This is a genomic window from Cytobacillus oceanisediminis 2691, from assembly GCF_007678455.1.
Taxonomy (GTDB): domain Bacteria; phylum Bacillota; class Bacilli; order Bacillales; family Cytobacillaceae; genus Mesobacillus; species Mesobacillus oceanisediminis_A.
This window is the reverse complement of the sequence record NZ_VEEP01000007.1, coordinates 192,266-206,932: the sequence shown is the minus strand read 5'-3', so window position 1 is coordinate 206,932 and position 14,667 is coordinate 192,266. Positions and strand designations below refer to the sequence as shown.

13 protein-coding genes and 1 riboswitch are annotated in these 14,667 nt (G+C 44.0%); of the genes, 4 read left to right on the top strand and 9 right to left on the bottom strand.

Annotated elements, in window-relative coordinates:
- The first annotated feature begins 5 nt into the window (after window positions 1-5).
- On the top strand, window positions 6-1,124 hold the full coding sequence (locus FS736_RS15305) for a CAP domain-containing protein (RefSeq protein WP_144478793.1): 1,119 nt from the start codon (window positions 6-8) through the stop codon (window positions 1,122-1,124).
- 484 nt (window positions 1,125-1,608) lie between these two features.
- Here the strand turns inward: FS736_RS15305 and FS736_RS15300 are convergent, their stop codons facing one another.
- The 9 genes from FS736_RS15300 to FS736_RS15260 form a co-directional block, all read right to left on the bottom strand.
- Window positions 1,609-2,850 carry a S8 family peptidase gene (locus FS736_RS15300; protein WP_144478791.1) on the bottom strand — a complete coding sequence of 414 codons (1,242 nt, stop codon included), beginning with the start codon at window positions 2,848-2,850 and terminating at the stop codon, window positions 1,609-1,611.
- A 261-nt stretch (window positions 2,851-3,111) separates the two neighbouring features.
- Window positions 3,112-3,921 carry a zinc transporter ZupT gene (gene zupT, locus FS736_RS15295; RefSeq protein WP_144478789.1) on the bottom strand — a complete coding sequence of 270 codons (810 nt, stop codon included), beginning with the start codon at window positions 3,919-3,921 and terminating at the stop codon, window positions 3,112-3,114.
- Between the two features lie 277 nt (window positions 3,922-4,198).
- A complete protein-coding gene (locus FS736_RS15290) occupies window positions 4,199-5,077 on the bottom strand; it encodes a peptidylprolyl isomerase (RefSeq protein WP_144478787.1) in 879 nt (292 codons plus the stop codon).
- Window positions 5,078-5,089: 12 nt separating this feature from the next.
- Window positions 5,090-6,487 (bottom strand): S1C family serine protease, encoded by a 1,398-nt coding sequence (locus FS736_RS15285; RefSeq protein WP_260983617.1) that lies wholly within the window; start codon window positions 6,485-6,487, stop codon window positions 5,090-5,092.
- A 162-nt stretch (window positions 6,488-6,649) separates the two neighbouring features.
- Window positions 6,650-7,120 (bottom strand): 6,7-dimethyl-8-ribityllumazine synthase, encoded by a 471-nt coding sequence (ribH, locus tag FS736_RS15280; protein ID WP_144478785.1) that lies wholly within the window; start codon window positions 7,118-7,120, stop codon window positions 6,650-6,652.
- Between the two features lie 42 nt (window positions 7,121-7,162).
- A complete protein-coding gene (locus FS736_RS15275; protein ID WP_144478783.1) occupies window positions 7,163-8,356 on the bottom strand; it encodes a bifunctional 3,4-dihydroxy-2-butanone-4-phosphate synthase/GTP cyclohydrolase II in 1,194 nt (397 codons plus the stop codon).
- Window positions 8,357-8,367: 11 nt separating this feature from the next.
- Complete coding sequence (gene ribE / locus FS736_RS15270; RefSeq protein ID WP_144478781.1) at window positions 8,368-9,024, bottom strand: riboflavin synthase; 657 nt, start codon at window positions 9,022-9,024, stop codon at window positions 8,368-8,370.
- Between the two features lie 12 nt (window positions 9,025-9,036).
- Window positions 9,037-10,119: a bifunctional diaminohydroxyphosphoribosylaminopyrimidine deaminase/5-amino-6-(5-phosphoribosylamino)uracil reductase RibD gene (gene ribD / locus FS736_RS15265; protein ID WP_144478779.1), complete on the bottom strand. Its 1,083-nt coding sequence runs from the start codon at window positions 10,117-10,119 to the stop codon at window positions 9,037-9,039.
- A 129-nt stretch (window positions 10,120-10,248) separates the two neighbouring features.
- A riboswitch (FMN riboswitch) is annotated at window positions 10,249-10,394 on the bottom strand.
- A gap of 56 nt (window positions 10,395-10,450) precedes the next feature.
- Window positions 10,451-10,792, bottom strand: a complete 342-nt coding sequence (locus tag FS736_RS15260; RefSeq protein ID WP_144478777.1) for a metal-sensitive transcriptional regulator — start codon at window positions 10,790-10,792, stop codon at window positions 10,451-10,453.
- A gap of 162 nt (window positions 10,793-10,954) precedes the next feature.
- On the opposite strand from FS736_RS15260, the gene FS736_RS15255 reads away from it, so the two are divergent.
- The 3 genes from FS736_RS15255 to FS736_RS15245 are packed head-to-tail and all read left to right on the top strand — an operon-like array spanning window position 10,955 to window position 14,652.
- Entirely contained in the window at window positions 10,955-12,445 is a 1,491-nt protein-coding gene (locus FS736_RS15255; protein ID WP_251544375.1) for a spore germination protein, read from the top strand.
- Window positions 12,432-13,544, top strand: a complete 1,113-nt coding sequence (locus FS736_RS15250; protein ID WP_144478775.1) for a GerAB/ArcD/ProY family transporter — start codon at window positions 12,432-12,434, stop codon at window positions 13,542-13,544. The genes FS736_RS15255 and FS736_RS15250 overlap by 14 nt, the downstream gene beginning before the upstream one ends.
- Entirely contained in the window at window positions 13,528-14,652 is a 1,125-nt protein-coding gene (locus tag FS736_RS15245) for a Ger(x)C family spore germination protein (protein ID WP_186326808.1), read from the top strand. Before FS736_RS15250 ends, FS736_RS15245 begins: the two co-directional genes overlap by 17 nt.
- Window positions 14,653-14,667 lie beyond the last annotated feature (15 nt).

Here is a 14,667-nt window from a genome sequence, read left to right as displayed (position 1 = left end):
CAGTTTTGAGACGTTTATTTTCGCTTCTGATTATCGGGGCTTTGGCTTATTTTTCATGGCCATATCTTACTGAAAATAAAGAGACTATAAAAAACGAAATAGAGAATCTAAAGGAAAACCCGGAGTTTGCTTCTGCGCTGGAGAAACTCAATAGTGGAATTAATCAGCTGATCTGGCAGGTTAATGAGAAAAAAGAAGAACTGACACAGGATGAGAAGATTTTGCCTAAAGTATCAAAGCCAGAGCTGGAAACACCTTCTGAGGTAACATTCACCATCCACAATATTGGAGTTGGTGATGTAAAGGGAGAAGTTGAAAAACAGCTCGGCGCTCCGAAACGGGTTTCCGTGAATGAGTACGGAACAGAGTGGCATGCCTATCATGAAAATTTTCAGAACTTCACCATGGTTTCCTACAGCAATGACGGAACAGTGAATGCTCTGTTTACCAACCAGGACCTGATTGCGGCCAAAAATGGCATCAAATATGGAGTTCCGAAAGAAACCGTCCGCCAGACACTTGGGGAACCACTGGGTGAAATCAGGAAAGGGCTTGTCTATTACCAGTTCCAGAAGGACCAGGACTATGACGTCTACAATATCGATGACAGCTATGTGACTGTTTTTTATGATAAACACAGGAATAATAACGTAACAGCCATCCAGATTATCAGCGAAAAACTGGAGCAAAGTAAGGCGGGATTTTATACGGAAGCAAGTGATGCCTTGAAGGAAGGTTTTGAATACCAGTTGTTCGATTTGACGAATGCATCCAGGGTCGTTCATGGTTTAGGCATCCTCACATGGGACGATCCGGTCAGGGTGACTGCGCGCAAGCACAGTGCCGATATGGCGGAGAACTCATATTTCAGCCACACGAATCCTGAAGGCCAGTCACCTTTTGACAGGATGGCTGAAGACGATATCGCCTTTTCCGTCGCAGGGGAAAATCTCGCATACGGCCAATTCAGCAGCATCTTTGCCCATGAAGGCTTGATGAACTCACTCGGGCACCGGGAGAATATCCTGAAACCAGACTTCAAACTGCTTGGTGTCGGCGTCGCATTTGGCCCGAAGCATGAACCTTATTTTACAGAGAACTTTTATAGTAAGAGGAAGTTTTAAAAACGTGTCATAAAGTAATACAGCTGGCTGGAAAAAGTCGCGGATAATTTCCAATTCGCTATAAAAATGAATTTTTCGCTATATAAATGAAAAAGTCGCTATATTAATCGGAAAGTCGCTATATAAATAAAAAAGTCGCTATATTAATCAGAAACTCACTATATTAATCAGAAACTAGCTATATAAATAAAAATTGTCCCTGCGATATCGTTTTTTTCGTATGAAGAGGCATGATTTAGACTGATTTTCAATACAATGTCTGGCGCTTTTTCATGCTTGAATCATTTTATTGGCGGTTTTCACAACTTTATTGGCGATTTTCAAATTTTATTGGCGAAAATATTTTTTTATTGGCGAAATCCACTAATTTATTGGCGAAAATCTAATTTTATTGGCGAACTGGAAATTCCGGGCATTTTCTTCCAATTTACACAAAAAAACCGCTCAATCAACTCATTTATTAAGCGGTTTTTTCACAATATATTTACTTCACACGCGGGAATCCAAATCCTGATGCATAGTCATCACCTGATGCTGCACCTGATCCACCAAGGATATCATTCGCTTTGGCACGGTTCTGCAGTTCAGCGCGAAGCTGTTTGTGAGTCATGCTTGGGTTAGCAGCCCAGATTTTCGCAGCCAATCCGGAAACGTGCGGAGTCGCCATTGATGTTCCGCTGATTGTGTTATACGTTCCATCAAACCATGTGGATTCAATTGCTCTTCCTGGAGCAGAAACTTCTACATCGCGCTCCTGGATGACAAAGTCACCATCTGTAGCAGGGTTTCCGCGGGATGAGAAGTCAGCGACACGGTATGTACCGTTTTCCTGGACATTTTCAAGTGCGGCGACTGCAACTGCGTTAACAAGGGCACCCGGATAGCCGATTGTATCTGCATTAGGGCCGCTGTTTCCAGCTGCTGCAACAACCAGGACACCTTTTCCATATGCATAGTCAACAGCGTCTGCAATTAGTGTGCTCTTGCTGCTGGATCCAAGTGACATCGAAATGACAACTTTTGAATTTGTACTGACTGCTTGATCTGCAGCATGCTGAATCGCACCTGCGATATCATCGGAATAGCCTGAGCCCTGGTCATTCAGAACCTTATAAGCCCAAAGGTCTGCTTCAGGCGCTACCCCGTAAATTCCCAGGCCAGTTCCACCGTGGGCAAGTACTGTACCGGCAACATGGGTACCATGCCCGTTCTTATCCGTACAAGAACCATCCACGAGGGCAGTCCTTCGGTTGGTGAAATCCTTACATTGTTCTGCACTTCCAGTTAAATCACTATGGTTAATATTAACTCCTGTATCCAGTACTGCAACCTTAATTCCATTGCCGCCAGATGTAGCCTGAAGATTACTATCATTATAGATTGCTTCCATTCCCCATGGAGTCCGATCGGAAGGTGACGCTTGCGCCACAGCGCCAGGCTTCGCTTCCAGCTGCAATTGTTGAACTGTCTCTACTTTTAGATTCTTATTTTTCAAAAGTGCCTGGTATTGCTTGGCATTAACCGTTGTTGTAAAACCATTCGCCCCAAAATCCCATCTGGTACCGTATTGATCTTTTGCCTTAGCCTTTTCAGCTGCAGGACCCTGAACTAATACCCGGTATGAATCCTGTGCCTCTGGTGCCTGGCCAAATGCCCCGGCCGTGAATAAAGATAAGCCCATTGTCATGCTTAGTAGTGCCGCTCCAAGTGCTTTCCTTCTTTTCATCTAACCACTCCTCTGCATTTTATGGTGTTGCTGGTTTTACAAAATCTATTATATTTAAAATATTCTGATAACAACAATATGCTAAACTATTCATTTTTGAGACTTTCGAATCAGGTAAAAATACACGTTTACACAAAAGTCTCATGCACAAAGTTCTATTTTTGAATTTTCCCAATATCGAAAGAACTAAAAAGAGTGGCCTTTTTGCTACAAGCCACTCTTTCCAAATGGAAAATAATAGTAAATTATCCCCTTGCAAATTTATATAAACAACAACAAACTCACAGCCATGACCGCCATACCGGCTACCACCCCATAAATCGCGAGGTGTGATTCATCGTATTTTTTCGCGGCGGGCAACAGTTCATCAAGTGAAATGAAGACCATGATTCCGGCAACCGCGGCAAAAATGACGCCGAACATAATATCGTTCAAGAATGGCATCAGGAACAGGTAAGCCGCCAGTGCGCCGATCGGCTCTGATAACCCGGACAAAAATGATAGCTTGAAAGCTTTCTTTTTATCTCCGGTCGCGAAATAGACTGGCACGGAAACGGCGATTCCCTCCGGAATGTTATGGATGGCAATGGCAATCGCAATGGCAACACCTAATGCAGGATCCTGGATTGCGGAGGTGAAGGTTGCAATTCCCTCCGGAAAATTGTGAATTCCAATCGCAAGCGCAGTGAATGTACCCATTTTCAATAAAGCTGCGTCGTTGGAAGGTTTATTGGAGATGTTCATATCCTCAACTTTCTTCAGTTCATGAGGATTTCCCTGCTTCGGTATGAACTTATCAATTAAGGCAATCAATACAATTCCCGCGAAAAAACCGCCCACGGTCGCCCAGTTTCCCAATTGCACGCCCATCGCCGAAACGAGAGCATCCTTGGCTTTGACAAAGATTTCAATCATCGATACATAGATCATGACCCCGGCTGAAAATCCAAGAGCCAGCGAAAGGAATTTTGTATTCGTCCGTGATGTAAAAAAAGCAAGGACACTGCCAATTCCTGTGGCAAGGCCTGCAAATAATGTCAAACCGAAAGCAAATAAAATCTCCTCTGTCATTGATATTCTCCTTTTAAAATCGATATTTGTGCTGACCCAACGGGAATTCATCGTCTATGTCTGTTACCTGAATGAATCCATTCAACAGTTCGAAAAATAGTCTTACACTAAAATGTTTCCTTTGGTAAACTTTCAAGATGCAAGAATCCCTTTACCCTAACAATATATGCATTTACCCTAAAAAGTTTCCTTAAGTAAACATTTTATCGTATAAGAAACTCCTTCTGCAAGAATAAAATACAAAAACCCCTGCAAAGCTGCAGAGGTTCCTTCAAAACTATAGATTTCTTTTAATTTTGTAATCTGCCTTTTTCTTTTCAAGCCAGTTTGGATATTCAGTCTGGATTTTTTGGTCGAATAAAGATTCCTTGATTTCTTTCTTATGATCCTCGAATACCGCCGTCTTTGCCGCTTTTTTATCGGCAACTTTAATGATATGGTAGCCAAAGTCTGTTTTTATCGGGGCACTGACTTCCCCCACTTTCATTCCGAAGGCTGCTTCCTCGAATTCTTTCGCCATCTCTCCCTTTCCGAAATAGCCGAGGTCTCCTCCTTTAGCTGCATTGCTTGCATCCGTGGAATATTCTTTGGCTAATTCAGCAAAGTCTTTGCCACTGTCCAGCTCTTTCTTGACTTTCTTTGCCGTTGCCTCATCTTCGACTAAGATATGGCTTGCTTTTACTTGTTCTTTTTGATCAAAACTTTCTTTATTTTCCTCGAAGTATGTTTTCATTTCTTCTTCCGTCACTTTGATAGAAGGTTTAATCATTTTTTCAGCAAGGAGATACATGTGAATGTCCTCCCTGATCCTGTCGATTGACACTTTGTTCTGTTCAAGTGCCGCTGCAAAAGCATCTTCACCGCCATAGGATTCTTGGAGTTTTGTCAGTTCTTCATCTATTTCATTTCCCGTTACTTTTACCTTTTGCTTATCAGCTTCCATTTCAATCACTTTATTGGTGATCAGTGAATCCAATGTATCGGCGCCATACATCTCCGTTAATTTTGTGTTCAATTCATCCTTTGTGATTTTTTCACCGTTGACGCTCGCTGCTGTCTCTGTTTTTGAAAAAGCTGTTGCAAAAATCAAGAGAAGTGCTAAGGTAATTACGGCAAAAGTCAGCATCAATTTATTCTTTTTCATATAAGCAATCATTATTTCCCTCCATTATTCAACACTTGAAGCAGACAACACAACTTTCAAAGTTTGCTGTTTGCCGTCACGGTAAATTTTCACCTGTGCACTGTCACCCTTATTAAGCTTGGTATACATATATCTCCTTAGGTCACTCGCACTTTTCACTTGTGCATCATTGATGCCGACGATGATATCTTGTTCCTGAAGGCCTGCTTTGGCTGCTGCGGAATTTGGATCGACGCTGGTAACCATCGTACCGGAGTCCACATTGTCTGGCAGATTTTTGAGATACATTTCAGGGATCTGCTCCAAATCAGCAAGACTTACACCTAAATAAGGGCGTTCAACTTTTCCTGTTTCAATCAGCTGGTTGACGATTGGCAGTGCCTCCTGGCTCGGAATCGCAAAGCCAAGGCCTTCCACTCCATTTTGCGAGATTTTTAAACTATTGATTCCAATTACTTTTCCATCTGTATTGATCAATGCGCCGCCGCTGTTCCCCGGGTTAATTGCTGCGTCGGTCTGGATGACATTCATTTCCCATTCCCCGGCAGAAGTCGGCACTGAGATGGACCGGTCAACCGCACTGACGATTCCTTGAGTGACAGTCCGTGATAAGTCCAGGCCGAGCGGGTTTCCGATGGCCAGTACCTGGTCGCCAGGTCTTAAGGCTGAAGAATCACCGAATTCGATGACATCCGCCGCCTTGGCTGCCTCGATTTTAATAACCGCCAAATCAGTTAACGCGTCTGCTCCGACCACTTGCGCATCAACCTTCTCGCCATTATACAGGGAAACCTCCACCTTGGATGCACCCTCAATGACATGGTTATTCGTAACGATAAAGGCATTATTCCCTTCTTTCTTGAAAATCACCCCAGAACCAGAACCGGTTTCAACATTGCCCTGGCTGCGGGAAAAAGGATTGCTTTGCTGCTGAATATTGGTGATACCGACAATCGATTTAGAGGAATCCTCAATGATATCGGCAATCGATCCTGAGCTTTTTGCAGATGTAGGGGTCGTCACAATATTTGAACTGCTTTCTGCTGCTGTTTCCGTCTGGGCCTGCTCCTTTTGCCCAGCATCTGTTTCGGTAAAATTAACAGCCGCAAGCGTTATAGCCGAACCGACCACTCCAGCCATGACAGTTGATAAAATGCTTTTGAACTTATTGGACTTTTTGACCGGTTCCGATACAGGGTACCGGGGTTGCTGATCATTGGCCGGTTTGGGTTCATGGTACCGGGACTCCTGCTCGTTGACCGATTTCGATTCATGGTAGCGGGATCCCTGCTCCTTGACCGCTACCGATTCATGATACTTGGATTGCTGCTCCTTGACCGGTTCCGGTTCATGGTACCGGGATTCCTGCTCGTTGACTGGTTCCGATTCATCATAACGGGATTGCTGCTCAAACTCTTTCATGGTATTTCCTCCTCGTTTGTTAACTTGTTTTCATCATAACCAGAAATTATGAACAAATTATTAACAAACTAAGGCGAGGATTTTAAAAGTTTGGGAAGACTTTGCTAGTCGTGGCCACATAAAAAAGCTGCAGACATGGTAGCCTGCAGCTTCTTTAAAAGATTACATTTCAATATTTTTCATCAAATTTGCCATTTCGATTGCCGAAGCCGCTGCGTCCCAGCCTTTATTGCCTGCTTTCGTTCCGGCGCGTTCAATTGCCTGCTCGATTGTATCGGTCGTCAGGACACCGAAGATGACAGGGACTCCTGAGTTCATCGCCGCGGCTGATACCCCTTTGGCAGCTTCATTGCAAACATAGTCAAAATGCGGAGTGGAGCCGCGGATGACGGTTCCTAAAGTGATGACTGCATCATATTTATTGCTCTTTGCCATTTTTTGCGCCACCAATGGGATTTCGAATGCACCAGGAACCCAGGCAACATCGACATTGCTTTCGTCCACACCATGCCTCTTCAGCGCATCCTGTGCACCGCCCAAAAGCTTGCTTGTTATGAACTCGTTGAATCGGCCAACAACGATTCCGATTTTAAGACCCGTTCCTACTAAATTACCTTCAAAAGTTCTGTTCATGACAATTCCTCCATATATAGATGTTATTTAGTTTTTTTCGATTTAAAATTTTAGTAAATGACCTAATTTACTGTGTTTTGTTTTTAAGTAGTTTTCGTTTTCTTCCCTTGCTGGCATCTGGATAGGCACCCGGTCGACGACTTCAAGGCCATAACCCTTAAGTCCTCTTATTTTCCTCGGATTGTTCGTGAGCAGTTTCATTTGCTTGATGCCAAGGTCTTTTAAAATCTGTGCTCCGATCCCGTATTCGCGAAGGTCAGCACCGAAGCCGAGTTTTTCATTGGCCTCTACAGTATCGTAGCCCTCTTCCTGCAGCTTATAAGCCCTCAGCTTGTTCATCAGGCCGATACCCCTGCCTTCCTGGCGCAAATACAAAAGGACGCCGCGCCCCTCTTCGTTTATCTGTGTTAATGCGGCATGCAGCTGCGGCCCGCAATCACAGCGGTACGAACCGAATACATCTCCGGTCAGGCACTCAGAGTGAACCCTGACCAATACCGGCTCATCCGGGTCGATGTCACCTTTCACAAGGGCAATATGTTCCTTGTCATCCACGACGTTCGAATAACCGACAGCCTTGAACATCCCGAATTCAGTTGGGAGATTGATTTCAACTTCTCTTTGAATCAGATTGTCCTTACGGTTGCGGTATTGGATAAGATCCTTGATGGTGATCATTTTTAAATCGAACTGGTCTGCAATCTTGCGAAGCTGCGGCACTCGTGCCATGGTGCCGTCTTCATTCATGATTTCACAAATAACGCCAGCCGGCTTGGCGCCGCACATTTTTGCCAGATCAACCGCTGCCTCCGTATGGCCAGCCCGTCTTAACACGCCGCCTTTTTTGGCGACAAGCGGAAAGACGTGGCCCGGACGTTTAAAATCGGCAGCCTTAGACTCTGGATCAAGCATGCTGAGTACTGTTGCCGAGCGCTCAAACGCAGAAATCCCTGTTGTAGAGAACTTATGGTCGATACTAACGGTAAAGGCAGTACCATGCGGATCAGTGTTGCGAGAAACCATCGGTATCAGGTCAAGGCTTTGTGCCAGTTCTGTTTCAATTGGAACACAGATCAAACCCCGGCCATGCGTCGCCATGAAGTTGATGACATCCGGCGTTGCCTTCTCAGCCAGCGCGATAAAATCCCCTTCATTCTCCCTGTCCTCATCATCACAAACGATGACTACTTTGCCTTGCATGAGTTCATATATAGCCTCTTCAATCGGATCAAACATTTTCATCACCCTCACATAAACCCGTTATCCTCTAAGAATTGGGCTGTAATATTACTTCCTCTTTTTGAAGCTGCTGGAACCTGGTTACTCAAGAAGTGACCTACATATTTGCCGATCATGTCACATTCTATATTGACGATATCGCCTTTATCCTTGAAGCCAAGCACTGTGTCAGAAAGTGTCAGCGGTATCAGCGACAATGTCAGGCTGTCTTCCGATATCCCGAAAACAGTCAGGCTTGTACCATCAACTGCGACGGAGCCTTTCATGATTACGTATTTCAGCAATTCGGGATCAAGCTGGATTTCATAATACACTGCGTTTTCAACTTGGGTTTTCCCTTTGATGACCCCGACTCCATCCACATGGCCGGCAACAAAATGCCCGCCGAACCGGCCTCCGGCTGCCATCGCTCTTTCCAGGTTCACCTTTGAGCCTCTCCTGACGGTTTTAAGGCTCGAGGCTTTTACCGTCTCCGGCATCACATCTACCGAAAATCTGTTTTCTGTAAAAGACGTGACAGTGAGGCATACTCCGTTGACAGCAATACTGTCACCAAGATGGACATCTGTCAGGACTTTTTTCGCGTCAATTGTCAGCACAAAAGATTCCCCGCTGTGCTGGATATTTGCAACGGTCCCGATTTCCTCAATAATCCCTGTAAACATATTAACCTCCCTCTAGACCGGCTCAGCAATGATCCGGATATCCTGGCCGATTTGCTTTACATCAATGACCTTCAAGGGAACTGTTTCCTCCAGACGGGCAATGCCTTCGCCTCCGTATGCTGACGGGGCATTTCTGCCGCCGATCAGCTTTGGTGCAATATAGGTAATCACCCGCTGAAAAGCCTTCTCCCTTAAAAAACTGCCGTGGACTTCGGCACCGCCTTCAACATACAGTGAAGTAATGCCGCGCTCCCCCAGTTTTTCCAGCATTTCTTTAATTCCGACTTTCTCAGTCTCAAGCTTGATGATTTCGATGCCTTGTTCTTCAAATTGTTTTGCCCTTTCAGGCTCAGCACCCGCTCCTGTCACGATGATTGTCTTAGCTGCTTGATCATGGATCACCCCTGAATCGAAAGGGGTCCTGAGGGTGGAATCCAGAATCACCCGGATGGGATTTTTCCCGCCAGATTCAAGTCTGGTCGTAAGGCTTGGGTTATCTGTTATGACGGTGTTGACACCAACCAGAATGGCATCCTGTGTATGGCGGAAGTGATGGACATCCTTACGCGCTTCCTCCCCGGTGATCCATTTACTCTCCCCGGTCACTGTTGCGACTTTGCCATCAAGGCTTGTGGCTGACTTCAAGGTTACATATGGAAGCCCTGTGCTTATGTAATGAAAAAACACCTTATTAAGAGCAATAGCTTCTTCCTCCAATAATCCAACCTCTACCTCAATTCCCGACTCACGCATCTTTTTGATTCCTGCTCCGCCAACGAGCGGGTTAGGGTCAACCGAAGCCACAAACACCTTTTTGATGCCCGACTCTATGACAAGATTCGAACATGGCGGAGTCTTCCCGAAATGGCTGCACGGCTCAAGTGTCACGTAAAGACTCGCCCCATCCGCTTTCTCTCCTGCCATCCGGATGGCATGGACCTCGGCATGCGGCTCACCTGCCTTCAAATGCGCGCCCATGCCAACAACCTGCCCTTCTTTTACAAGCACAGCGCCAACCTGGGGGTTCGGGGAGGTCTGTCCTTCCGCTGCTTTTGCAAGATTGATGGCAAGGGCCATATAGTCCTGATTCTTCACTTTCATCCCTCCCTCTTTTAAAAAATATAAAAAGACCCCGAAACATAAGCGCTTCGGGGTCCTAAAAAAGACAATGTCAAACTAGAGGGTAAAAAAAGGGTATACTGCTCCCTTGTTTCTAATCCTCGTTTTTTCCTTCTCCCATCCAGACTTTAACTGTCGGCCCTGGAGTTTCACCAGATCCACCGCTTAACAAATGTTAACCGGGTCACGGACTAAGAAGCACATGCTTCATCACCGCCGGTTGGGAATTTCACCCGACCCCGAAGGAATATATTAAGTTAGTGACATTATACAGAACATGTTCATAAATAGAAAACAAAATGACCTTTTATTTTTTCATCAGTTTCTCAATCGTCGTCAACAGTTCATCGATCACTTCGTTATCACCTTCCTGAATCCGTTCAACGATACATGATTTCATATGGCCTTCAAGCAGCAGCTTAGCCACGCTGTTCAATGCCGCCTGAGTCGCAGAAATTTGTGTGATCACGTCATCACAATACGTATCTCTTTCAATAAGTCCTTTTATGCCGCGTATTTGTCCTTCTATCCGATTCAATCTCGTGACGAGATTCTTTTTCGTTTTTTCAGAATGGTGGCTTTTGCGCTCTGAAGAGCAGCAGCTGTCACCACATTCAGCCGGGTGTACTTCGGGCTCTAAAATGTCCATCTAAAAACCCCCTTTTACATCTTTAATTATATTTTATCATACCCCTACACAGTAAATAATCGCAAATTCACAATCAACTTTTACATATAAAACGTTTTAAAAGGGATAACTATTTTTAACGAATATATTAATAAAGTTTCTATTAAGCAAAAAAGTGGTGTGATGATGAAAAAGTTCCGGCTTCCTGCATCCATTAGCGAGAAAAAAGAAGTTCATTGCAGTGGATATGAAAAACTTAAAGCAATCTTTCAGCAGACTGCAGACTTTAAAGAGTCTGAATTTAAAAGAGGAAATTGCACATTGCGTTTTTGTTTCCTTGAAACCATGGTGTCGCCCGACAAATTCAAGGAACTATTATTGATTCCTTTATTGATGGAAGATTCGAAGATTACACCCGCTGAGCTTAAGTCGTTAAATGGTGCACCGGTGAATACACAAGAGGAAATGATCAGCGGCATCCTCAGCGGTGGATATGTTTTGTTCATATGCGAACGGGACGAAGCCTGGTTATTCACATTCCCTAAGGATATCCAACGTGCCATACAGGAACCGATAAATGAAGCAGTGGTTCGCGGCGCACATGATGGCTTCGTTGAAAAACTTGAAACAAATATCAGCCAGCTAAGGCTTAGAATTAAAAATCCAGAATTCACGGTTAACTACCATGAGTTAGGCGATAAGACAAAAACCAAAGTAGCTGTCATTTTTATGAAAGGGATTGCTGACCAGAAAATCGTTGATGAAGTTGAAAGAAGGCTTTCCTATATTTCGACTGACATGGTTTTAAGTCCAGGCTATATAGAGGAGTTCATTGAGGATGATCCATTCTCTTTGTTTCCACAGCTCATCAACACCGAGAGGCCGGACAGGGTGATCGCGAATCTGATGGAAGGCAGGATCACCATCATTGGTGATGGCAGTCCGACAGCCTTGATATTGCCAATTACTTTTTTTGCATTCTATCAGTCTTCGGATGATTATAACAGCCGGTGGATTCCTTCGTCATTCATCCGATTGCTCAGGTATGTCAGCTTTCTTATCGCCATCACATTGCCGGCCTTTTACATTGCGATTATTGCTTTTCACCTTGAAGTCATCCCTCATGAGTTAATTCTCCCATTAAAGGGATCTGTAGAAGGAATCCCATATCCTCCGCTTTTGGAGGCTTTCTTCATGGAGATAACGATTGAATTGATCAGGGAAGCTGGGATCAGGCTTCCGAGACCGATTGGACAAACCATCGGAATTGTTGGAGGTCTTGTCATTGGTGATGCCGTTGTAAGCGCAGGATTGATTTCTAATATCATGATTGTCATCGTCGCTGTCACTGCGATATCTGCGTTTGTCGTCCCTTCCAATGAAATGAGTACGACCGTCCGGCTGATCAGGTTTCCCCTAATGGTTGCGGCTTCAATATTAGGTTTCGTGGGACTGACTTTTGGCCTGATATTCGTCTTCATTAAACTGTGCAAGCTCGAATCTTTCGGAGTGCCATATTTTTCGCCATTGGCTCCATTGCAGGTCAAGGATCTTAAGGACACATTTTTGAGAATGCCTCTTTGGAAAATGGATGAGCGTCCGCGCAATTCACATGCGGTAAACACCAAGAGACAGCGGGACTCTAGAGGATGGAAAACAAATGAACCGAGATAAAGATACGATTACCCATCAGCAATTTTTCTTTTTGATCATCCAGACACAGTTGGGTGTAGGTGCCCTGTCTCTCCCATATGAAATGCATAAATCTGCGCAGTCAGATGGATGGATTTCGATACTTCTGGCCGGCCTTTTGCTTCAAGGGGTCTTATTAATGTATTTCATGCTTTTTAAAAAATTCAAGTCTAAAAACATCCTTGATATTTCAGCGTTTGTGTTAGGCAGGAAGATTGGTAAACTAATTTCTCTTTTCTATATGCTATATTTCATCAGTGTCGGGAGTCTGATTCTTGTGCTCTATGTCAGAATTATCGATCGCTGGATCCTTCCCTATACTCCAAATTGGGTAATCGGCGGTTTGCTTTTGCTGTCCGGAATCTATTTAAGTGTTGGCGGATTGAAAGTCCTGGCCCGTTTTTACACATTGGTCACACCGCTTATCCTTTTGCTCTTGCTGCTTGTTTCCTACACGTTGAAGGATGCGAACATTTATTATATGTTACCGATCGGACAGGCTGGCATCAAAGATATTGTCATTGGCAGTAAAGACGCGATCCTTTCCATGCTGGGGTTTGAAATCATCCTTCTCACTTTTCCAATGGTATCAGGAACGACACTTCAAAAATTCAAGGCAGTATCTTTTGCTAACCTGTTCAGTACCATACTTTATGCCTATGTGGTTATCATCAGTTTCATTTACTTCAGCCCGGCTGAAATAAAAATATTGCCAGAACCGCTTTTGTATATCTTAAAATCTTATACGTTCAAACTCATTGAACGAACGGATTTACTATTTCTGTCAATCTGGATATTCCTTGTATTCACTTCTTTCTGCAGTTACCTGTTTCTGGCCGCTGACTCAGCCGCTAAAATTTTTTATAAAAGGGATCGACGGAAACTTGTGTATTGTATGGCGCTTATCATTTATGGCTTTTCTTTTTTACCTGAAATTGACATCAAATATTTAGATATCATGAGCAGCAATATCCCGAAGGCCGGTTTTATTTTCATCCTTTTCCCTGCCTTTTTACTCACCGTTTCATTCCTGTTCAAAAAATCCGAGCATGGAGGTAAGGCCAATGACCCGAATTCTTAAAACAGGCATTCTTGCTATTGTCACCCTTCTGTTGCTTAGTGCCTGCTGGGATCAGCATTTATTGAAGGATGTAAAATTATTCATGGCGGCCAGCTTCGATTTGACTCCTGACGGAAAAATACTCGATGAGCTTACTTCCCCAATCATAAAAAAGAATCAAGAGGGAGGAGGGGTCAGCGGATATACCATCAGTTCTGGCCTCGGAAATACACCAAGAGAGGCACGGGCGGACATAGACAGAAAATCGGAAAAGGTCTTTGATGCATCCAAACTAAGGGTGTTAATCATAGGGAATGAGCTCGCAAAAAAGGATATCTATTCTGTACTTGATTTATTCTATCGGGATCCCAAGAGTGCTCTAAGCGCCAAAGTAGTCGTAGCCGAGGGGATGGGTAAGGATTTGCTGCGAATAAATATTGAAGAGGAGAAGGCCAGTTCATATTTCTATGATTTATTAGAGAGCCAGGAAATCGCTTCCCTCATTCCAGCCGAAAACATTCAATCGATCTGCGCGGAGATGTTTGATCCAGGAGAAGATTTCGTTTTGCCTTTCCTTCGTCCATCAGAAGACAGGAAAGCCGCCAGTGTTGAGGGTATTGCCTTATTTAACGAAAGGAAATTCACTGGTCGGGTACTTACCGGGGACGAAGCGGTTATTTTCCTATTGCTTGACGGCAATTCGGGAAAGTCACCAAAATTCACAAAAAGAATATCAGAAGGTGAAGCTTTCAAGCCGACACATTTTGTTTCTTTTACCGTAAAAAAAGCAAAGGAAACATTAGAGGTAAAAGTGAAAAACAATCGGGCTATTGCAAATATAAATTTAAAGTTAAAAATTGATATCACCGACTACGTTAAGAACCATTTATACGATAAGCAGGAAATTACCAAATTGACCAATAAACTATCCGAGATGCTGACCAATGATGCAGCAGCCGCAATTAAAACTCTTCAGGAAGCAAATAGTGATAGTTTAGGGATTGGCAGAAGACTGATTGCGCAATACCCCGACTATTGGAAGCATGTGGATTGGATAAAGGAATATCCAAACGTGGTCATAACTCCAAAAGTCGTTGTAGAAATTGTCGGACATGGAATCATAGAATAAACTTGATTTCAACCA